The 18322-nt window shown below is 63.5% G+C and carries 21 protein-coding genes; 16 read left to right on the forward strand and 5 right to left on the reverse strand.

Annotated elements, in window-relative coordinates; all coding sequences use genetic code 11:
* Positions 1-75: 75 nt before the first annotated feature.
* The 4 genes from GH665_RS06860 (at position 76) to GH665_RS06875 (ending at position 3824) form a co-directional block, all read left to right on the forward strand.
* On the forward strand, positions 76-1512 hold the full coding sequence (locus GH665_RS06860) for an aminotransferase-like domain-containing protein (RefSeq protein WP_153135228.1): 1437 nt from the start codon (positions 76-78) through the stop codon (positions 1510-1512).
* A gap of 59 nt (positions 1513-1571) precedes the next feature.
* A complete protein-coding gene (locus GH665_RS06865; protein ID WP_153135229.1) occupies positions 1572-1874 on the forward strand; it encodes a helix-turn-helix domain-containing protein in 303 nt (100 codons plus the stop codon).
* Positions 1875-2092: 218 nt separating this feature from the next.
* On the forward strand, positions 2093-3223 hold the full coding sequence (locus GH665_RS06870; protein WP_153135230.1) for a BMP family ABC transporter substrate-binding protein: 1131 nt from the start codon (positions 2093-2095) through the stop codon (positions 3221-3223).
* Between the two features lie 46 nt (positions 3224-3269).
* Entirely contained in the window at positions 3270-3824 is a 555-nt protein-coding gene (locus GH665_RS06875) for a nucleoside deaminase (protein WP_153135231.1), read from the forward strand.
* A gap of 2 nt (positions 3825-3826) precedes the next feature.
* Here the strand turns inward: GH665_RS06875 and GH665_RS06880 are convergent, their stop codons facing one another.
* Positions 3827-4381, reverse strand: coding sequence for a lysozyme inhibitor LprI family protein (locus GH665_RS06880; protein WP_153135232.1), 555 nt, complete (start codon positions 4379-4381; stop codon positions 3827-3829).
* A 171-nt stretch (positions 4382-4552) separates the two neighbouring features.
* Here GH665_RS06880 and GH665_RS06885 point away from each other — a divergent pair, with 171 nt between their 5' ends.
* Entirely contained in the window at positions 4553-5383 is an 831-nt protein-coding gene (locus tag GH665_RS06885) for an SH3 domain-containing protein (RefSeq protein WP_153135233.1), read from the forward strand.
* 38 nt (positions 5384-5421) lie between these two features.
* On the opposite strand, the gene GH665_RS06890 is transcribed toward GH665_RS06885, so the two are convergent.
* Complete coding sequence (locus GH665_RS06890) at positions 5422-6288, reverse strand: LysR family transcriptional regulator (protein ID WP_153135234.1); 867 nt, start codon at positions 6286-6288, stop codon at positions 5422-5424.
* A 96-nt stretch (positions 6289-6384) separates the two neighbouring features.
* Here GH665_RS06890 and GH665_RS06895 point away from each other — a divergent pair, with 96 nt between their 5' ends.
* The 10 genes from GH665_RS06895 (at position 6385) to GH665_RS06940 (ending at position 14226) form a co-directional block, all read left to right on the forward strand.
* Complete coding sequence (locus tag GH665_RS06895) at positions 6385-6951, forward strand: DUF4865 family protein (protein WP_153135235.1); 567 nt, start codon at positions 6385-6387, stop codon at positions 6949-6951.
* A gap of 89 nt (positions 6952-7040) precedes the next feature.
* Positions 7041-7184 carry a hypothetical protein gene (locus tag GH665_RS06900; RefSeq protein ID WP_153135236.1) on the forward strand — a complete coding sequence of 48 codons (144 nt, stop codon included), beginning with the start codon at positions 7041-7043 and terminating at the stop codon, positions 7182-7184.
* Between the two features lie 114 nt (positions 7185-7298).
* Positions 7299-9608 carry a putative bifunctional diguanylate cyclase/phosphodiesterase gene (locus GH665_RS06905; RefSeq protein WP_153135237.1) on the forward strand — a complete coding sequence of 770 codons (2310 nt, stop codon included), beginning with the start codon at positions 7299-7301 and terminating at the stop codon, positions 9606-9608.
* A 239-nt stretch (positions 9609-9847) separates the two neighbouring features.
* Complete coding sequence (locus tag GH665_RS06910; RefSeq protein ID WP_028199450.1) at positions 9848-10048, forward strand: hypothetical protein; 201 nt, start codon at positions 9848-9850, stop codon at positions 10046-10048.
* Between the two features lie 151 nt (positions 10049-10199).
* On the forward strand, positions 10200-11600 hold the full coding sequence (locus GH665_RS06915; RefSeq protein ID WP_153135238.1) for an FAD-containing oxidoreductase: 1401 nt from the start codon (positions 10200-10202) through the stop codon (positions 11598-11600).
* Between the two features lie 72 nt (positions 11601-11672).
* Positions 11673-12029, forward strand: coding sequence for a cupin domain-containing protein (locus tag GH665_RS06920; protein ID WP_153135239.1), 357 nt, complete (start codon positions 11673-11675; stop codon positions 12027-12029).
* A gap of 128 nt (positions 12030-12157) precedes the next feature.
* The gene (locus GH665_RS06925; RefSeq protein WP_153138278.1) at positions 12158-12475 is read left to right on the forward strand and encodes a hypothetical protein; all 318 of its coding nucleotides are present in this window, start codon (positions 12158-12160) and stop codon (positions 12473-12475) included.
* Between the two features lie 158 nt (positions 12476-12633).
* Complete coding sequence (locus GH665_RS06930) at positions 12634-13020, forward strand: DUF488 domain-containing protein (RefSeq protein WP_153135240.1); 387 nt, start codon at positions 12634-12636, stop codon at positions 13018-13020.
* A 113-nt stretch (positions 13021-13133) separates the two neighbouring features.
* A complete protein-coding gene (locus tag GH665_RS06935; protein ID WP_153135241.1) occupies positions 13134-13709 on the forward strand; it encodes a TMEM175 family protein in 576 nt (191 codons plus the stop codon).
* 28 nt (positions 13710-13737) lie between these two features.
* On the forward strand, positions 13738-14226 hold the full coding sequence (locus GH665_RS06940; RefSeq protein ID WP_153135242.1) for a metallophosphoesterase family protein: 489 nt from the start codon (positions 13738-13740) through the stop codon (positions 14224-14226).
* A gap of 81 nt (positions 14227-14307) precedes the next feature.
* On the opposite strand, the gene proP is transcribed toward GH665_RS06940, so the two are convergent.
* Positions 14308-15810, reverse strand: coding sequence for a glycine betaine/L-proline transporter ProP (proP, locus tag GH665_RS06945; RefSeq protein WP_246216157.1), 1503 nt, complete (start codon positions 15808-15810; stop codon positions 14308-14310).
* 208 nt (positions 15811-16018) lie between these two features.
* Here proP and GH665_RS06950 point away from each other — a divergent pair, with 208 nt between their 5' ends.
* Positions 16019-16264: a hypothetical protein gene (locus GH665_RS06950; protein WP_153135243.1), complete on the forward strand. Its 246-nt coding sequence runs from the start codon at positions 16019-16021 to the stop codon at positions 16262-16264.
* Between the two features lie 277 nt (positions 16265-16541).
* Here GH665_RS06950 and GH665_RS06955 read toward each other — a convergent pair whose 3' ends face one another.
* Together GH665_RS06955 and argA are read right to left on the reverse strand one after the other, a co-directional pair.
* Complete coding sequence (locus GH665_RS06955) at positions 16542-16817, reverse strand: oxidative damage protection protein (protein WP_027775455.1); 276 nt, start codon at positions 16815-16817, stop codon at positions 16542-16544.
* A gap of 103 nt (positions 16818-16920) precedes the next feature.
* Positions 16921-18309, reverse strand: coding sequence for an amino-acid N-acetyltransferase (gene argA, locus GH665_RS06960; RefSeq protein WP_028199458.1), 1389 nt, complete (start codon positions 18307-18309; stop codon positions 16921-16923).
* Positions 18310-18322 lie beyond the last annotated feature (13 nt).

Genomic DNA, 18322 nt, shown 5'->3' on the forward strand with positions numbered 1-18322 from the left:
AAGAAGAGGGATACAGTTGCTTGATATTTGTCATAGACTGGCGTTCCCGCGCACGCGTTTGTTTGAGCCAGGTCCTTGAAACTGTACGAAAAACTCGCCGATGAAATGACCGAAGCCGTGCGCCGCGGCGTCTTCGCGGCGGGCGAGCGGATTCCGTCGGTGCGGCAGGCGAGCCTGCAGCACGGCGTCAGCATCAAGACCGTGCTGCACGCGTACGCGTTGCTGGAGAGCCGGGGGATTGTCGAGACCCGGCCGCAGTCGGGCTATTTCGTGCGCGACGCGGTAGCGACGGCGGCCGCGCTCGACGAGCCGCGTCTGAACCGCCAGCCGGCAGCCCATACGCCACCGGTCGCCGCTACGGTCGACGTGAGCCGCCTCGTGCTGTCGACCCTGCGCAGCATCCGCGCGCACGACGCCGTGCCGCTCGGCTCGCCGTACCCCGATCCGTCGCTGTTCCCGTGGCGGCGCATCAACCAGTACGCGAATGCGATCGCCCGGCGCCACGCGAGCTGGAATCTGATCGACGACCTGCCGCCCGGCAATCCCGAATTGATCCGCCAGATCGCGCGGCGCTATGCCGAGAACGGTGTGCCGGTCGACCCGGACGAAATCGTCATTACGCTCGGCGCGACAGAGGCCATCAACCTCAGCTTGCAGGCGGTCGCGAGGCCAGGCGATACGGTTGCCGTCGAGTCGCCGACTTACTACGCGATGCTGCACGCCATCGAGCGTCTCGGCATGCGCGCTATCGAAGTGGCGACGCATCCGGTCCACGGCATCGATATCGAGGCGCTGGCCGAGATCATCGGCCGGCAGAAGATCGCTGCGTGCATGGTGATGCCGAACTTTCAGAATCCACTCGGCTTCCAGATGCCGGACGGGCGCAAGCGGCAACTGGTCGAACTGCTCGCCGCGCACGAGATTCCTGCCATTGAGAACGATGTCTATCAGGAGCTGTACTTCGGCGAGGCGCGGCCGTCGACCCTGAAGAACTTCGATACGAAGGGGCTGGTGCTGCATTGCGCGTCGTTTTCGAAGAGCCTGACCGCGTCGTACCGGATCGGTTGGGCGATGCCTGGGCGCTATCGTGCGCAGGTCGAGAAGCTGAAGTTTCTCAACACGCTGACTACGCCTTCGGTGCCGCAAGTCGCCGTCGCCGATTATCTTCGGCAGGACGGTTACGACCGGCATCTGCGGCACGTGCGCAAGCTCTACCGGCAACAGGCGAGCATCATGATGGCGATGGTGCAGCGGTTTTTTCCGGCGGGCACACGCATGTCGACACCGCAAGGCGGCTACGTGCTGTGGGTGGAATTGCCCGAACGGGTCGATTCGATGCGGCTCTATCAGGCGGCACTCGCGCGCAGCATCACGATCGGGCCGGGCATGATGTTTTCGATGCGCGACGATTTTCGGCATTTCATCCGGCTCAATTACAGCTATCCGTGGACGGCGCAGACCGAGGCGGCATTGAAGACACTGGGTGAACTGGTGGCGCAGATGGCTCGATAGCGTCGTGCCGGGCCGGGTTCGAGCCGGCCGAGTTTGAGCAAAGCGAGGAGACATTCACGATGGAAGACAACGAACTCGATCCGGTGCTGCTCGCCATCCTGGCGCAGTTGTGGCGCGCGTATCAGGAAACGCCGGGCGGCGTGTGGTCGCTGGCCAAGCTTTCCAAGCAGGCCGACGTGCCCATGAGCGCCTTGCGGCGGCAGTTGACGGCGCTGACCGACGGCGGTCTGGTGGACACCACGTTCAACGAGGAAGGCACCGGGACGGCGCGTCTGAGCGAGATTGGCCAGGGCTTGTGCGCGGAGCTGTTTGCTGACGGTGGTCCGGCGGACCCTGCTGACCCGCCGCCGCAGCTTCATTGAATTGCAGCGCAATTCGCTGCGAGGACTTCGCGGCAGGCTCGGACGCTGATCTCGAACGGGTTTTTCGCTCACAAAGATACGAATTCCGTTATGGGCGAGATAACGGGAAATAATTTTTGCGCTGAAATTGACCTTCGAATATGGCCCCTTATGCTGGTGCCTTGCCCGGGACACAGCCGCGCTGTGGCAGGCACCTGGAAACCCTTTTCGGAGAATTCATGAAAGCAACGCTGGCGAGAGTGCTGAATCACTCACTGCGCATCAAAACCGTCCGGACCGTTCTCGCCGCTGCGCTCGGCGCGTCCCTCGCGTTCAGCGCCGCGACGGCGGCCGCCGCGAGCGCACAGCCGCTTGGCATCGCCTTCGTCTACCTCGGCAATCCGGGCGACGCCGGCTGGACCTACGCGCACGAGCAGGGCGTGAAAGAGATCGAGGCGAAATTCGGCGACAAGATCAAGGTGACGCGCGTCGAGAACGTACCGGAGTCGGCGGATTCGGAGCGGGTGTTTCGCGACCTGGCGTCCAAGGGCAACAAGATCGTGGTCGGTTCGAGCTTCGGCTTTCAGGATTTCGAATTGAAGGTCGCCAAGGATTTTCCGGACGCCGTATTCGAGCATGCGACCGGCTACAAGAAGGCCGCCAACTTCGCCACCTATGACGTGCGGACCTATCAGAGCGCCTACCTGGCCGGGCTGGTCGCCGGTTATACGACGAAGTCGAACACACTTGGCTTTGTCGGCTCGGTACCGGTGCCGGAGGTAGTGCGCAACATCAACGCGTTCACGATGGGCGCACGCTCGGTCAACCCGAATGCGCGCGTGAAGGTCGTGTGGATCAATAGCTGGTTCGATCCGGGCCGCGAGAAGCAGGCCGCCGAGACGCTGATCGGCCAGGGTGCCGACGTGCTGATCCAGAACACCGATTCGACGGCGACGATGCAGACGGCCGAGCAGAAGAAAGTGCATGCATTCGGTTGGGACTCCGACATGAAGAAGTTCGGGCCGAACGCGCAACTGGGTGCATGCGTGAGCAACTGGGGCGTGTACTACTCGCATCTGGTGCAGCAGGTGATGTCGGGTACGTGGAACAACTCGCCGGTATGGTGGGGGCTGAAAGAGAAGGCGATCGATCTGGCCGACATCAACACGGACGCGGTATCGCCGACGGCGCAAAAGGCGCTGAACCAGAAGCGCGACGACATCATCTCGGGCAAGTTCAATCCGTTTGCGGGTCCGATTACGGATCAATCCGGCGCGGTGAAGGTCGCCGCGGGCAAGTCGCTGAGCGATGCGGAACTGCTGCGCTTGAACTGGTTCGTGCAAGGGGTGGACGGGTCGCTGCCGAAGTAATTGATTGATCCGGTTACCTAACTATTATTATTAAAGGAGATCGCCCGTGAGCCTTACCGTTCCGACCGATGCCGGCGCCGGCGCCGCAGGTGTGGCGCCGACTTATCCGCCGCAAGGTTTAACGCCGACCCACGAGCAGATCGTGCGGCATTTGCGGCATTCGAGCCGGGTAGCCGAACGGGCGACGCTGCTGGGGCATCATCCGTTCGGCGCGGTGCTGATCGGTCCGGATCAGGAGACCGTGTTGATGGAGCAGGGCAATGTCGACACGGTGAATCACGCCGAGTCGGTGCTGGCTCGCGTGGCGGCGCTGAACTTCACGCCGGAGTACTTGTGGAGCTGCACGCTGTACACATCGGTCGAGCCTTGCTGCATGTGCGCCGGCACGATGTATTGGGCCAACATCGGCCGCGTCGTGTTCGGCATGACCGAGAAACGCCTGCTGGAGGCGACCGGCGATCACGCCGAAAATCCGACCATGAGCGTGGATTGCCGCTACGTGTTCGATCATTGCCAGAAGCTCGTCGAGGTGATCGGCCCGGTGGCCGAGGTGGAGGCGGAGGTGATGGCGGTGCAGCGGAGATTCTGGAGCGCGAGGTAGCGCTATTGCTCGTTCGTCGACGAGAGCATCGCCAGTCCGCAGAACCAGTCGCCACCGTGCGGCTGATATTTCCACCGCCCGGTGCTCTGCCTGATCACGGTGGAGCACTGGTCATTCACGACGATCCCCGGATTTGCCGCGGTGCATCGCAGCATCGCGGTTTCGCTTTGCTGTAGCGCGGGCATGACAGCTTTGCGCCGGAGGTCGGGTTCCGCGGGGATATCCGGTGCGCCGGTTCGCATGCTTTCGATCAGCCGCTGCAACTCCTCGATTCGCGTCGCATACCACGTCCCCAGACACCCGGCGTCGCGGCAATTCGCTTCCCGCCACGCCCACTTGCTGTCACTGTCGGTGAGAAACGCGCGACGGTCGATGACCCGTCGCCGCGCTTTCCAGTACAGTTGTCCAAGCGTGTCATCGAGTTTCGAGAGCGCTGGGTCGTTGCAGATCATCCGTTCGGTGAGCGAGCGACCCCGGTTGCAGTCGAAGCTGGTAGCGTGAGCGGGCAGATACGTGAGCATCAGTGCGACGACAAGGAGGGGGCGGAAAATTTTCATCGTGGTCTCGGCAGCGCATGGGTTTTTCATCCAACGGATGATCGGCCGGGTCGCCGGAGTACAGATGCCCGAGAACAGCGTGAGTTCGGGTGGGTGATTACCAAATCTTGCCTTGCACGGGCCACCCCCAGGACATGCGTGCCAATGCGGGACGCGAAAACGGGAGGAGCAATGAAACGACACTTCATGCCATGGCTGTACGCGGCGGCCGGCCTGCTGGCCTTGCCCGCAGTGGCTTCAGCGCAGTCGCAGGCATACACGAACAGCAGCGTCAATGTGCGCGCCGGGCCTGCCAGAGACTATCCCGTCGTGACGCAGTTGCCGGGTGGGGTGCCCGTGACCGTGATGGGTTGTATCAGCGGTTACCAATGGTGTGACGTCGCCGCGCCGAATCTGCGCGGCTGGGTCTATGCGGGGCGGCTCAGCTATCCCTATCAGGGCAGCAATGTGCCGGTGATGAGCTACGGCACGGTGATCGGCCTGCCGATCGTGACCTTCTCGATCGGGACTTATTGGGGCAATTATTATCGCGGCCGGCCGTGGTACAACCAGCGCTCGCGTTGGGCGAATCATCCGCCGCCTCCGCCGCCGAGACCCGGTGCGGGACGGCCGCCAGGAGGCCGTCCGCCAGGGAATGTGGGGGGCCGTCCGCCACCCGGGAATGTTGGCGGTCGCCCGCCAGGTAATCGGCCGCCGGGCAACGCGGGTGGCCGTCCACCGGGCAATGCAGGTGGCCGTCCGCCGGGCGGTCAGCCGCCGGGCAACGCGGGTGGCCGTCCACCGGGTGGTCAGCCACCGGGTAATGCGGGAGGCCGTCCGCCGGGTGGTCAGCCACCGGGTAATGCAGGTGGCCGTCCGCCGGGCGGTCAGCCGCCGGGCAATGCAGGAGGTCGTCCGCTAGGCGGGCGTCCACCGGGTGGCCAGCAAGGCGGTGGGAATAATCGCCCAGGCGGCCCCTCGCAGGGCGGCGGAGGCAGGCCCCCAGGAGGTGGAAACGGCTGAGGCATCCGGGGCCGGTCTATCCGGCCCACACGTGCTCCTCAGTACGCCGCGTTCAGAAACGCCGAGCTGACGGCTCGCAAGGTTTCCTGCGAGCGTGGATCGCTCAGCCGCGTATGCAATACCACCTTCGAGGTCGGCAGCGGCGGCAGGCCGAGTTGCTCGCCGACCTCGATCGCGCCTGCCGGCGCCACGCGCTGCGCCAGTGCGGCGACGGCAAGTCCCGCGCTGACGGCGGCGCCCACCGCCATCACGCCACCGCCGACGAATACCTCGGTCCACGCGATCCCGGCCGTATCGAGCGCATCCGTCGCAATCGCGCGAATCCCGCACGGCGCAGCGAGCGTCGCGAGCCTCAGCGGCTGCCCCTCGCGATGTTGCCAGCCCGGCGCGGCGAACCAGCCAAGCCGCTCCTCGGCCAGCAGTTGTCCATCGCGGCGATCGCCCTCGCGGCGGCCGATTGCCGCGTCCACTTCACCCCGCTCGAACCACGCGAGCACGTCGCGCGACGCGGCAATGCGTACCTCGATGACGAGCAGCGGATCGTAAGTCGCGAGCCGTCCCAGCAGGGCCGGCAGATTCGGCCCGGCCACGTGATCGCTGATGCCCAGCTTGAGCCGGCGTTCCGGCGTGTCGGCGGCGCTTCCCGCCAGGGCGCGTTCATGAGCCAGCAGCAATTGCCGGGCAGCGCCGATGAACACATCACCGCGCGGCGAGAGTCTGACCACTCGCGGCGTGCGCTCCAGCAAGCGGTAGCCCAGACGCTCTTCAAGTCGTTTGAGCTTGAGGCTCATCGCGGCTTGTGAGGTGTCCATGACTTCGGCCGCGCGCGTGAAACTGCCGAGATCCGCCACCAGCACGAAGGCCTGGATCGCATCCAGATCGAGAGGACGGGAGAGGGTTGGCATATTGAAATTTTATTGCAGATATAAATCACCATATCTTGCTGTAATGATCGCACCGGCGCAAGCTCGTCATCAGTCAAAACCAGGAAGGAGTTCGTCATGTTTGCCAAACAATATTCGCACCGTCTGCCGTCCACCTATGACATGGGAATCATCCGCGAACGCGCGACGCGGCGCGGCCCGCTGTGGGACGAAACCGAAGGCCTGGGTTTCAAGGCCTTCGTCGTCCGTGAGCGCGGCCGCTATGGCGCTACGGCGAACGTCTATTCCGCGGTGTACCTGTGGCTCGACGCCGAGCAAACCGCCGACTTTTTCATGGGCTCGCGCTTTCAGAATGTGATCGACGATTTCGGCCGGCCCGAGGTCGAAACCTGGCTGCCGCTCGACGCCCGCAAGGGGCCGGCGCAGCGGGCGCTCGCCTTGTATCGCGACGAACAGCCGATCGGCGAGCAGGACAACCGTGCCGAGTTGCGCGCCGCGCTGACCGGGGAGAATCGCCGCATCGCGGAGCAGGACGATACGGTGGCCGTGGTCTCCGCGCTCGATGTCGCCAACTGGAAGCTGATCCGTCTCACGTTGTCGTCGGCGGCGCCGGTCGCCACCGCGGGCCGCACGGTCTACGAGGTGCTGCATCTCGCGCGGCCGGGCGTCGCGAGTCTGAAGTGAGTGCGTGTGGCACATCAGGCCGCGGCACGTTCAATCGTGGCGGCTCCAACAGTAGGGCGGGTGAAAGCGGTTCGACAGCCGCGCCTGCTGTGCGCGATTCACACGCGCGAGCCGCTCCGCTCGATGCCCGTGCAGCGCTGTCCGCCCATCTGGCAGGGCTGGTGCTGACGGCGGGCTTGATCGTTGGATTCACCGTGTTGATGGCGCCGTTGCTGCATTGGCTGGCGAGGTAGCCGCCCGGCCGAAGTATTTCGCGCTATGCATCGCGATTAAAGTGCGCCGCCCTCGCGTAAACCCCGGTGCGCCGCGTACACTAACCTGCCGATGTGGGGTTAGGGGGCGCACAAATGACACGCGAAGCGACATCAGATTACGCGATGGGAGCAACGCCTGAGAGCACCCGCTACGGGCCGGATCGGGCCGAGGGGGTGCTGGCTTCGGAGCGTACGGTGTTGCGGCTGATTACCCGCAACACTCCGCTGCCCGAATTGCTCGATGAAGTATGCCGTCGCGCGGAAGCGCTGCTCGGCGAAGGCGCGGCCTGTTCGATCCTGCTACTGGATGCGGACGGCGTGCGCGCACGCGTGGGCGGCGCGCCTTCGCTGCCGGCGCATTTCAGTGCCGCGATCGACGGCGTTGCGATTGGTCCAGGGGTAGGTTCTTGCGGCACCGCGATGTTCGAGCGGCGCATGGTGACCGTCGAAAATATCGAAACCGATCCGCTGTGGGACGATTTCCGGCACCTCGCGTTGCCGCTCGGCTTGCGCGCGTGCTGGTCGGTGCCATTTGAAAACGATTCCGGCACCGTGCTGGGCGCGTTCGCGGTCTATCACCGCACGCCGCGCCGGCCGAGCGCCGAAGAGGCGGCGATACTCTACGACATCAGCCACAGTGTCGGTCTCGCCGTCCATCAGGACGCCATGGCGCAACGCCTCGCGCGCAGCGAGGAGCATCACCGGCTGGTGGTGGACCATCTGAACGAGGGCATCGTCGTGCAGGCGCGCGACGGCGTGGTGCTGGCCTGCAATCCGAGTGCGCGACGCATTCTGCGGGCAGGCGCCGAACTGATCGGCCACGACATTCTGACGGTGATGGTGCGTGCGTATCACGAGGACGGCTCCCTCATCACCGAGGCCGATCGTCCAACTTGCCGGGTGCTGGCGAGCGGTAAGCCCTTGCTCGGCATCACGATCGGTCTGGAACTGATCGACGGCGATGTCATCTGGATTACTGAGAATGTCGTGCCGATCATCAAGCCGGGCGATAGCGAACCCAGTTCGGTGCTGATCTCGTTCACGGACATCGGGCCGGTGCGCGAAGCGCAACGGCAGCTCAAGTTTCTGGCCACTCGCGATCCGCTTACCGGGCTCTACAACCGCGCCTATCTCGCCGAGCGGATGCGCGATCTGTTCGCGCCGGCGGGCGTGGCCGGGATGGGCGAACTGGCGCGGGTGGCCGTGCTGTTCGTCGATCTGGATGGCTTCAAGAAGGTCAACGACACCGCGGGTCACGAGGCCGGGGATGCGCTGCTGTGCAGCGTGGCAGAGCGGCTGTCGGCGTGTGTCGCGTTCGGTGACACGCTCGCGCGCGTAGGCGGCGACGAGTTCGTGATCGTGGTCAGCGCATACGAAAACACCGCTCATCTGATCGCGCTCGCCCAGCGCATTCTCGACACGATCGCGGTACCGTTCGCGGTGGCGGACAACGAGTACTACATGGGCGCGTCGATCGGCATCAGTCTGTTTCCCGAAGACGGCCAGGACGTGCCCACGCTGATGCGTAACGCCGACTCCGCGATGTACCACGCGAAACAATGCGGCCGTAACAATTTTCAGTTCTTCACGGCCGAACTGAATCAGCGTCTGCAACGCCGCTTCATGATCGAGCAGGCCTTGCGGCGCGCGCTCGCTACCGACGAACTGAGCCTCGTGTATCAGCCGATCGTCGATAGTCAGTGCGGCCGTACGATCGGCGCCGAAGCGCTGCTGCGCTGGTACAACAGCGATCTGGGCAATGTCTCGCCGGTGGAATTCATCCCCGTGGCCGAAGACGCCGGCCTGATCGTCGAGATCGGCGCCTGGGTGCTGGCCCGCGCCTGCGAGCAGGCCGCGCAATGGCGGCGCACGCTCGCGCCGGATTTGATCGTTGCGGTGAATCTCTCGCCCCGGCAGTTCAAAGGCGGCCTGGTGGAGCGGATCGAGCGCTGTCTCGAGCAGTCCGGACTCGAACCGGGCGCGCTGGAGCTGGAGATCACCGAGCGGCTTCTGATGAGCGACAGCGATGCTGTCCTGCCGATGCTCACTGCGTTGAGCGCGATGGGCGTGCGGATTTCCGTCGACGATTTCGGCACCGGCTATTCGTCGCTGTCGTACCTGAAGCGGTTTCCGCTGCATAACCTGAAGATCGACCGATCCTTCGTCGCCGGGTTGCCGGACCATCGCGATTCGATCGCGATCACCCAGGCGGTGGTGGCGATGGCTCATTCGCTTGGCATGAATGTCACTGCTGAGGGTGTGGAGACTGCGGAGCAGGCGGCGTTTTTGCGCGGGATCGCTTGCGACAAGCAGCAGGGGTATTTTTACAGCCGGCCGGTCGGCGCGAGTGCTTATGCGCGTAGTTTATGTGACGCGCAAGTGGGGATGGCCGGCGCGTCATGACTGTTCTGGCGTTTGCGGCCATGGCTGCAAACGCCGAAAACCACGTCGGCGGGCGGGCTAATATAGCGGGCTAATACAGCAACCTTGCTGCTACGCGCGCCCCGATCCGATTGTTCAGATTGACGAACAAGTGCCTTCGCGTTCCCGGTATTTATCCGCGCGTCCGGTCTCCCTACAATCCTCCCATCGAATGTTATTTCCGCGCCGTGCCGAAACGGCCTCGCGCGATGGGAGCCGCAATGGGACCCGTTCTACCCGCCTTGATCAAGAACCAGCTTTACCGGCCATCGGTGGTGCTGCCGATGGTCGCCCTCATGCAGGTGATGGTGTCGCAGGATTTCAACCTCGGGCAGGTCGGTTGGGTTGTCGCGACGCGCGGTGCGCAAGCCGCGCTGCAACGTTCGCGCGAATTGATCTGCGCGGTGCACTGCCACGCCTGAATACCCTCCGTCAGACGCAATCTCTGTCAACCGGCGCGCGCGCCACCGGACCCGCACCGCGCAACGGAAACGATCGAAAGGACGATAAAGGCAAGTCGAAGCGCTGAGCGTAAGATGCTACGACCAGCATCCCAGCCTCGGGAGATTTGCCATGCCACAGCATTTCGACGCAGTTGTGATCGGCACGGGACAAGGCGGTGCGCCGCTCGCCGTGCGCCTTGGGCAAAGCGGGCGTAAAACCGCGGTCATCGAACGGGCGGCTTTCGGCGGGACCTGTGTGAATGTCGGTTGCACGCCGACCAAGTCGTATGTGGCAAGCGCTCGCGTGGCCCACGTGGCGCGTCATGCCGCGGAGTTGGGCGTACAGGTGGGCGGCGCGGTCAGCGTCGATCTGGCAGCGGTCAAGGCACGCAAGGACAGGATCATCGGCGAGTCGCGCGACGGCGTCGAGAAATGGCTGCGCGGCGCCGACAATGTCACCGTCTTCAACGGCCACGCACGCTTCACCGGCGCACATACGCTTGCCGTCAGCGGCCCGGATGGCGCCGTGCTCCACGAACTCAGCGCCGACGAAATCTTCATCAATACCGGCACGCGCGCAGTCGTGCCGCCGCTCGACGGGATCGAGCGAATTCGCTACTACACCAACTCCAATCTGCTCGAACTGACGGAATTGCCGGACCATCTGGCGATTGTCGGCGGCAGTTATATCGCGCTCGAATTCGCGCAGATTTTTCGCCGTTTCGGCAGCCGGGTGACGGTGCTGGTGCGCGGTGAACGCATACTCACGCGCGAGGATGCCGACTTCGCCGATTCCGTGCAGAAGGTGCTTGCGCGCGAAGGCGTCGAGTTTATGTTCGGCGCTCAACCTTCGCGGGTCGAGCCGCATCCGCATCATGAGAACGAGGTATGCATCGGCTTCGAGCAGAACATTGCCGCGCTCGAAGCATCGCACGTGCTGTTCGCCACGGGGCGTGAACCGAATACCGACGATCTCGGCCTCGACGCCGCCGGTATCGCGCGGGACAAGCACGGCACGATTCCCGTCGACGGCCAGTTGCGCACCAACGTGCCGGGCATCTGGGCAATCGGCGACATCAACGGACGCGGCGCGTTTACCCACACGTCCTACGACGATTTCCATATCGTTGCGGCCAATCTGCTCGACGGAGGCACACGCAGCGTCGACACACGCATCATGGCGTATGCGGTATTCGTCGACCCGCCGCTTGCGCGCGTCGGGCTCTCGGAGGCCGATGTGCGCAAGGCCGGCCGCGATGCGCTGATCGCCACCATGCCGATGACGCGGGTGGGCCGCGCCCGCGAGCGCGGCGAGACCGACGGCTTCATGAAGGTGCTGGTCGACGCCGGGAGCAAGCAGATTCTTGGCGCAGCGATCCACGGCATCGAAGGCGACGAAGCGCTGCACACGTTCATCGACATCATGACCGCCGGCGCGCCGTATCCGACCTTGCAATACGCGATGCACATTCACCCGACCATCAGCGAACTGGTGCCGACTTTGCTCGATGGGCTCAAACCGATGAAATGAGCGGTGCGCCCGGCCGCAACCGCGGACCCAGGCGACAGGCGATAGGCGACAGACCAAGCCGGAGCACAAGCGATGAAACGCATAAGCAGCGGTCCAGGTAGCGGCAATCTCTTCGAGTTCGGCGCGCCGGCAAGCTCTGACGAGCAAGTCGACGCGCTTGTGGAAGACGCCGGCGTGAGCATCGAGCGGATCGTCTCGAGAGGGCACGCAAGTCCGCCGGACTTCTGGTATGACAGTCCGCGCGCCGAGTGGGTCGCGCTGCTGAGCGGCGCGGCCACCCTCGAATTCGAAGGCGAACGTGAGCCGCGTCCGATGAAAGCGGGTGACCATGTGCTGATCGAAGCGCATTGCCGGCACCGGGTGGCGTGGACCAGCGACACCGAGCCGAGCGTGTGGCTGGCGGTCTACACCCCGGAGGTGCGGCGCTGACCGGTGTTCAGACGCAGCCAGGCGGCGTCAGGCGTCGCCGGACAGGTTGATGGGCAGTGACCGATAACGAAGATTACGTCACCATAACGGGATTACACTCGAACTGGCGCGTATCCTGGAGCGAGATCATGCATGATGCCGACCCCAAAAGCACTTTTCGCGGACTTCCGCTGACCCCGGAGCAGGACGCGGAGGTGAGACATTACATAAAAAAGCAGAAGCAGCAGGGCGCGGAGTGGGATACGCCGGAGCTGGCGGCTATGCTGCACGACATGCTGGAACCGCCGGGCGATGACGACGAGGAATTCGATCCCGTTTTCGACGAAACGAAAGACGTCGCGGAACGTGCCGCGGCCTCGATCGACGAGTCGATGGATCCGATCGAGGCGAGCGAAGAGCGGCAAGCCGCCATGGAAATCGAGGCGATGAAAGGCACGAAGCGCTAGGCTCGCGTGACCTGAACCACTGGCGAGCGGCGCTTATTGATCTTGGGTTTGGCCTTGGGTTTTGCCCTGCGTTTGGCCCCGGATCGGTCCTGCGCCGGCCCGACGTCGAGGCAGCGGGGCGCGGCGCTCGTGACTCCACCACGAATCAGGAAAAAAACATGAGCATTAGCATCGTCCAGCTTGGGTCGCCGAGAGCCGCCGACGAAGGCCTGCGGATCGGCACCGTTCGGCGACCACCGCGCGGCGTACCCCGGACGGAATTCGCGACTCGCGACTATTACGACGTGTGGCTACCTAATCTGTCGCCCGCTGCGGAATTGATCAAAGACGCGAAGGCGGCCGCCAGCGACACCGAGTGGCATGCATTTGCGAAAAAATTCCGCGCGCAGATGAGCGATGGCGACACCGCTAAGGTGTTGGACCTGCTTGCCGCATTGTCACAAACGACGCACTTTTCTGTCGGCTGCTACTGCGAGGACGAAAATCGGTGCCATCGCAGTATTCTTCGTCAATTGTTAAACGAGCGCGGCGCGCTGATCCGCTGACGCGTGCCGCTGTGGCCGGTATTCGACAAGTCCGGTTGTCATCGCCGATAATCGGCGGCGTGCGAAGCCTGACCGGGCTTCCAATCTCGACTACACAATCAGGAAACCGACCGATGGGCAAGGGACGCGTCGAAGCCTTCAGCGATGGCGTGATCGCCATCATCATCACGATCATGGTGCTCGAGTTGAAGGTGCCGGAAGGCCACGATCTCGCCGCGCTGCGCCCCGTGATTCCCGTGTTTTGCGCATACGTGCTGAGCTTCATCTACGTCGGCATCTACTGGAACAATCATCACCATATGTTCCATGCCGTGCAGAAGGTCAACGGCGCGGTACTCTGGGCCAATCTGCATCTGCTGTTCTGGTTGTCGCTGCTGCCGGCCGTCACGCACTGGATCGGCGAAAGCCATCTCGCCGCGTGGCCGGCCGCGATGTACGGCGCCGTGCTGTTCATGTCGGCGATCGCGTATTTCATTCTGACCCGTGTGCTGATCCGCGAGCACGGCACGGAGTCGACGATCGCGAAGGCGGTCGGCAACGACTTCAAGGGCAAGGTTTCGGTCGTCATTTATCTCGCGGGCATGGTGCTGGCATTCGTGCAGCCGTGGATCTCGGCCGCGCTCTACGCACTGGCCGCGGCGTGGTGGCTGGTGCCCGACCGGCGTATCGAACACATGATGGAAGCTTGATCATGTGGCTGGCGCTCAAACTCGCATCATGACTTTGCGTACCCACAGCGTCCCAGCCACCCGAATCGGCCTGATCTCCGACACGCACAACCTCGTGCGTCCCGAAGCTCTGCAATATCTCGCCGGGTGCGACGCGATCATCCACGCGGGCGATGTCTGCAATCAGGCGGCGCTCGATGCACTCGCCCGGATCGCGCCGCTTACCGCCGTGCGCGGCAATAACGACATCGCCGGGCCGCTCGCCTCGTTGCCGACACACGTCAAGCTGACTGTGCAACAGGTGACGATCCTCGTCGTGCACGATATCGCCGACGTAGGCGACGATCCGCGTGGTGAAGGCATCGGCGTGGTCGTGACGGGACACTCGCATAAGCCCGCGATCAGCGAGCGCGACGGCGTGCTGTTCATCAATCCAGGGAGTGCCGGACCGAGGCGTTTCAAGTTGCCGATTTCCGCCGGCATGCTCGTTATCGAAGGCGCGCACGCAAGCGCGACATTCGATTTGCTGGTGACATAAAAAAACGGGCCGGCAAATCTGCCGACCCGTTTGGGGACACGTGTGCTGGTTCTGCAACCGGCTCTACCGCATAACCCAGGATCAGGCGCGTGCCGTAGCCGTGGCCGCGTAGCGTTCATCCATCTCTTCCGCTTCACGCTCGCCGCGCAGCACCGCATGCGCTTCGGCACGCGTGGCCACGCACGGACCCGAGCCGAGCAGCGGCTTGCGAGCCGTTTCACGCAGCGCCAGCACCGAGACGATACCGATCAACGAAGCACCCATCAGGTAGTACGCCGGCATCATCAGATTGCCGGTGCTGTCGACCAGCCAGGCCGTCACGAGCGGCGTTGTTCCGCCGAACAGCGACACCGAAATGTTGAAGCCGATGGCGAGCGCGCCATAGCGGATCTTCGTCGGGAACAGCGCCGGCAGCGCCGACGGCATCACGCCGGTAAAGCACGACAGCAGCACGCCGAGAATCATCAGGCCGCTGAACACCGGCAGCATCGTGCCCATGCGAATCAGCAGTAGCGCGGGAATCGACAGCGCGAACAGACCCACGCAACCGAACAGCATCACCGGCTTGCGGCCGATCGTGTCGGACAGGCGGCCGGCTGCGAGCGTCATCGGCATCATCAGCACCATCACGAGCAGCACGAGGAACAGACCGTGCGTTTCATTGAAGTGCAGCGTGGCCGACAGATAGCTCGGCAGATACGAGAGCGCCATGTAATCGGTGACGTTGAAGATCAGCACGAGGCCGACGCACAGCAGAAGCGGCTTCCATTGCTGCATCAGCAATTCGCGGAAAGACTGCTTCGGGATCGCCTTGTCTTCGGCTTCGCGCTGCTCGGCCTGCTTCTTGAACGCAGGCGTTTCTTCGAGCTTCATCCGGATGTACAGGCCGATCAGACCCAGCGGACCCGCGATCAGGAACGGCACACGCCAGCCCCAGGAAAGCAGGGCCTCGCTCGACAGCGTCGCCGTCAGGAGCGTGACGGTACCCGCGCCGAGCACGTAGCCGATCAGCGTGCCGAATTCGAGGAAGCTGCCCATGAAGCCGCGGCGCTTGTCCGTCGAGAACTCGGCGATGAAAGTCGCGGCGCCGCCGTACTCACCGCCCGTCGAGAAACCCTGCACCAGACGCGCGACCAGCAGCAACACCGGCGCGAAAATGCCGATGCTCGCGTAGCTCGGAATCAGCCCGATCGCGAGGGTGCCGGCAGCCATCATGATCATGGTCATGGCCAGTACGCGCTGACGGCCGATGCGGTCGCCCAGCGGCCCGAACACCATGCCGCCGATCGGCCGCACCAGGAACGCCGCGGCAAACGTGCCGAAGGTGGCGAGCAACTGGGCGGACGGGCTCGACGACGGGAAGAACACTTTGCCGAGCGTGACAGCAATGTAGCTGTACACGCCGAAATCGAACCATTCCATCGCGTTGCCGAGCGCCATGGCGCCGACGGCCCGCTTGAGGAGGGATTTGTCGACGACGGTGATGTCGTCGAGGGAGAGGCGTTGTTCTTCTTTGTGGTGTCGCCAGAAGCCGTTGCTGGAAGCGGTCAAGGTGAAAACTCCAATGACTGCGACGAAACTCATGAAAACGCACATGAACGTTCCGCCACGGGTGCTGGGGGAAGTGCAGTTTCGCGAGCAGCGCGATGGCGTCTCCCTCGCCGGCAGGCGATGGAAGGGGGCGTGGAAAAGAAAGCAGAACGCCCGTGCCTCGCGAACGAATCGCGAAAAAACACTCGTCTAGATTGTGCTGACTGTTGCATCTGCGTGGCCGTGGAAGGGGGGCAGATGCATGAGGACGCTGGGGTGGCTGAAAGCTGGCCCACGCGCCGCTGGAAGGCTTGAAACGAAAAAGGCCGGTGCTTTATTTGCCGCTTATGCAGAGTTCAAGCGGGGAAACGACCGACAAGCCTTCTTGTATAAAAACTGTCCAATTCAGGGTGTGGCGGGCCGGGGAAAAGGCAAGCGAAAGGCACGCGAAAACCACTTTGAAAAGAACGCGAATGAAGGTGAAATGCTGTTGGAAAGAGGCACATGATAGCACGATGACGGAGGATCGTGCAAACCCGGCGTGCGCAGGCCGTCCCCGGAAAGGCGCTCAATCCCTTACCGGATGGGGGATTCAGCGGATCGCGAAGGTATGGAAAGGCGGCTTAAAAACGGCCTGAAAATGTACTGACTGGTGAAGCCGGAGGCGCCCCGAAGAAGGACCGGTGAACGGAAAACAGACGAAAAAAAACCGCGCACCTGGCGCGGATTTTTTGTCTGACCCGGTTCAGTTCGGCGAGCGAGGCCGGATGCCGGGGAGCAAGCAATTATTCAGCCGGCGGCGGCACATAACCCTGCGCCGTATCCGCGCCTTCGCCGAAGAAGAACTTTTCCGTCTGCTTCATCAGATATTGGCGTGCGCGCGGATCGGCCATGTTCAGGCGGTTTTCGTTGATCAGCATGGTTTGCTGTTTCAACCAGGCTTGCCACGCTTCCTTCGAAATGCTTTCGTAGATCCGCTTGCCGAGTTCTCCCGGCAGCGGCGGGAAATCGAGGCCTTCGGCTTCCTTGCCGAGTTTCGCGCATTGAACCATACGAGTCATGCTGTGCTTCTCCTTTGTCGACCGGAGCGAGTGCTTCAGCACTTACTCTCCGGTCTCATAAAAAATAGTTACGGCGGGCAGTAGTCGCTTTATATAGGGACGTTCAGAGCTGTTTCATCAGCACGAGCGACTTGCGCTGCCAGTTATAGAGCCGGCGACGGTCTTCCGGCAGGTCGTCGACCGTGACCTTGACGAAGCCGCGCTTGAGGAACCAGTGTTCGGTACGTGTGGTGAGCACGAAAATCCGCGTCAAGCCACGCGCCCGTGCGCGTTGTTCGATGCGTTTGAGCAGACGTTCGCCGTCGCCGGTGCCTTGCGCTTCAGGCGCCACCGTGAGACAGGCCATTTCGCCGATGCGCTCCTGCGGGTACGGGTACAGCGCCGCGCAGCCGAACAGCACGCCATCGTGCTCGATGACCGAGAAATGATCGATGTCGCGTTCGATCTGGTGGCGGCCGCGCCGCACCAGCGTGCCGTCGGATTCGAGCGGTTCGATCAGCGAGAGAATCCCGCCGACGTCGTCCGGCGTGGCTTCGCGCAGGCTTTCGAGGTTCTCGTACGAGATCATCGTGCCCACGCCGTCGTGCAGGAACAGTTCGAGCAGCAGGCTGCCGTCGAGCGCGTAGGGGATGATATGCGCCCGCGCCACGCCGCCGCGGCAGGCGCGGATCGAATGTTTCAGGTAGAAGCCCGCGTCGCCGGTGACTTCGCCGCTTTCATGCAGCTTGTACGCGTCGTCGAGCGACAGTTCGCGCACCAGTTCGGGGCCGTCTTCGCCGGCTTCCATCAGGCCCGGCGTTTCGGTCAGGAACACAATCTTGTCGGCGCGCAGCGCGATCGCGGCCGCCGAGGCGACGTCTTCCATCGACAGATTGAAGGCTTCGCCGGTGGGCGAGAAGCCGAGCGGCGATAGCAGCACCAGTTTGCGGCTCGCGAGCGAGTGACGGATCGAATCCGCGTCGATCTTGCGCACCACGCCGGTGTGCTGGAAATCGACCCCGTCGAGAATGCCGACCGGGCGCGCCGTCACGAAGTTGCCGGACACCACGCTGATGTGCGCGTGCGCCATCGGCGTATTCGGCAGACCCTGGCTGATCGCCGCCTCGATATCCAGACGCACTTCGCCGGCCGCTTCTTTCGCCGATTCGAGCGCGCGCGCATCGGTAATGCGCATGCCGTGCGAGAACTCGGACTCCACGCCGTGCAGGCTCATCTGCTCTTCGACCTGCGGTCGCGAGCCGTGCACCAGCACGATCTGGATGCCCATGGCCTGCAGCAGCGCGATATCGGACACGAGCGCATTCAGGAGCCCCTGATGCACCACTTCGCCGCCGAAACCGACGACAAACGTCTTGTTACGGAACGCATGGATGTAAGGGGCGACTGAGCGCATCCAGTCGACGAATTGCGCATGCTGGGCGAGATCTTCCGTTGCTCCGGCGGGGGCCGGAACGCTCGCGGGCGCGGGGACGAGGTCGGTTTGGGAATTCATGCCGGGGATTATA

This window comes from Paraburkholderia agricolaris (assembly GCF_009455635.1).
Taxonomy (GTDB): domain Bacteria; phylum Pseudomonadota; class Gammaproteobacteria; order Burkholderiales; family Burkholderiaceae; genus Paraburkholderia; species Paraburkholderia agricolaris.

Bases quoted from the DNA above. Each gene is read 5' to 3' on its own strand.
- GH665_RS06895 (WP_153135235.1), top strand. From the start codon at position 6,385: ATGTTTGCCAAACAATATTCGCACCGTCTGCCGTCCACCTATGACATG.
- GH665_RS06890 (WP_153135234.1), bottom strand. From the start codon at position 6,288: ATGCCAACCCTCTCCCGTCCTCTCGATCTGGATGCGATCCAGGCCTTC.
- GH665_RS06930 (WP_153135240.1), top strand. From the start codon at position 12,634: ATGAGCATTAGCATCGTCCAGCTTGGGTCGCCGAGAGCCGCCGACGAA.
- GH665_RS06955 (WP_027775455.1), bottom strand. From the start codon at position 16,817: ATGACTCGTATGGTTCAATGCGCGAAACTCGGCAAGGAAGCCGAAGGC.
- GH665_RS06880 (WP_153135232.1), bottom strand. From the start codon at position 4,381: ATGAAAATTTTCCGCCCCCTCCTTGTCGTCGCACTGATGCTCACGTAT.
- GH665_RS06925 (WP_153138278.1), top strand. From the start codon at position 12,158: ATGCATGATGCCGACCCCAAAAGCACTTTTCGCGGACTTCCGCTGACC.
- GH665_RS06865 (WP_153135229.1), top strand. From the start codon at position 1,572: ATGGAAGACAACGAACTCGATCCGGTGCTGCTCGCCATCCTGGCGCAG.
- GH665_RS06870 (WP_153135230.1), top strand. From the start codon at position 2,093: ATGAAAGCAACGCTGGCGAGAGTGCTGAATCACTCACTGCGCATCAAA.
- proP (WP_246216157.1), bottom strand. From the start codon at position 15,810: ATGAGTTTCGTCGCAGTCATTGGAGTTTTCACCTTGACCGCTTCCAGC.
- GH665_RS06935 (WP_153135241.1), top strand. From the start codon at position 13,134: ATGGGCAAGGGACGCGTCGAAGCCTTCAGCGATGGCGTGATCGCCATC.
- GH665_RS06920 (WP_153135239.1), top strand. From the start codon at position 11,673: ATGAAACGCATAAGCAGCGGTCCAGGTAGCGGCAATCTCTTCGAGTTC.
- GH665_RS06915 (WP_153135238.1), top strand. From the start codon at position 10,200: ATGCCACAGCATTTCGACGCAGTTGTGATCGGCACGGGACAAGGCGGT.
- GH665_RS06885 (WP_153135233.1), top strand. From the start codon at position 4,553: ATGAAACGACACTTCATGCCATGGCTGTACGCGGCGGCCGGCCTGCTG.
- argA (WP_028199458.1), bottom strand. From the start codon at position 18,309: ATGAATTCCCAAACCGACCTCGTCCCCGCGCCCGCGAGCGTTCCGGCC.
- GH665_RS06940 (WP_153135242.1), top strand. From the start codon at position 13,738: ATGACTTTGCGTACCCACAGCGTCCCAGCCACCCGAATCGGCCTGATC.
- GH665_RS06950 (WP_153135243.1), top strand. From the start codon at position 16,019: ATGAGGACGCTGGGGTGGCTGAAAGCTGGCCCACGCGCCGCTGGAAGG.
- GH665_RS06910 (WP_028199450.1), top strand. From the start codon at position 9,848: ATGGGACCCGTTCTACCCGCCTTGATCAAGAACCAGCTTTACCGGCCA.
- GH665_RS06905 (WP_153135237.1), top strand. From the start codon at position 7,299: ATGACACGCGAAGCGACATCAGATTACGCGATGGGAGCAACGCCTGAG.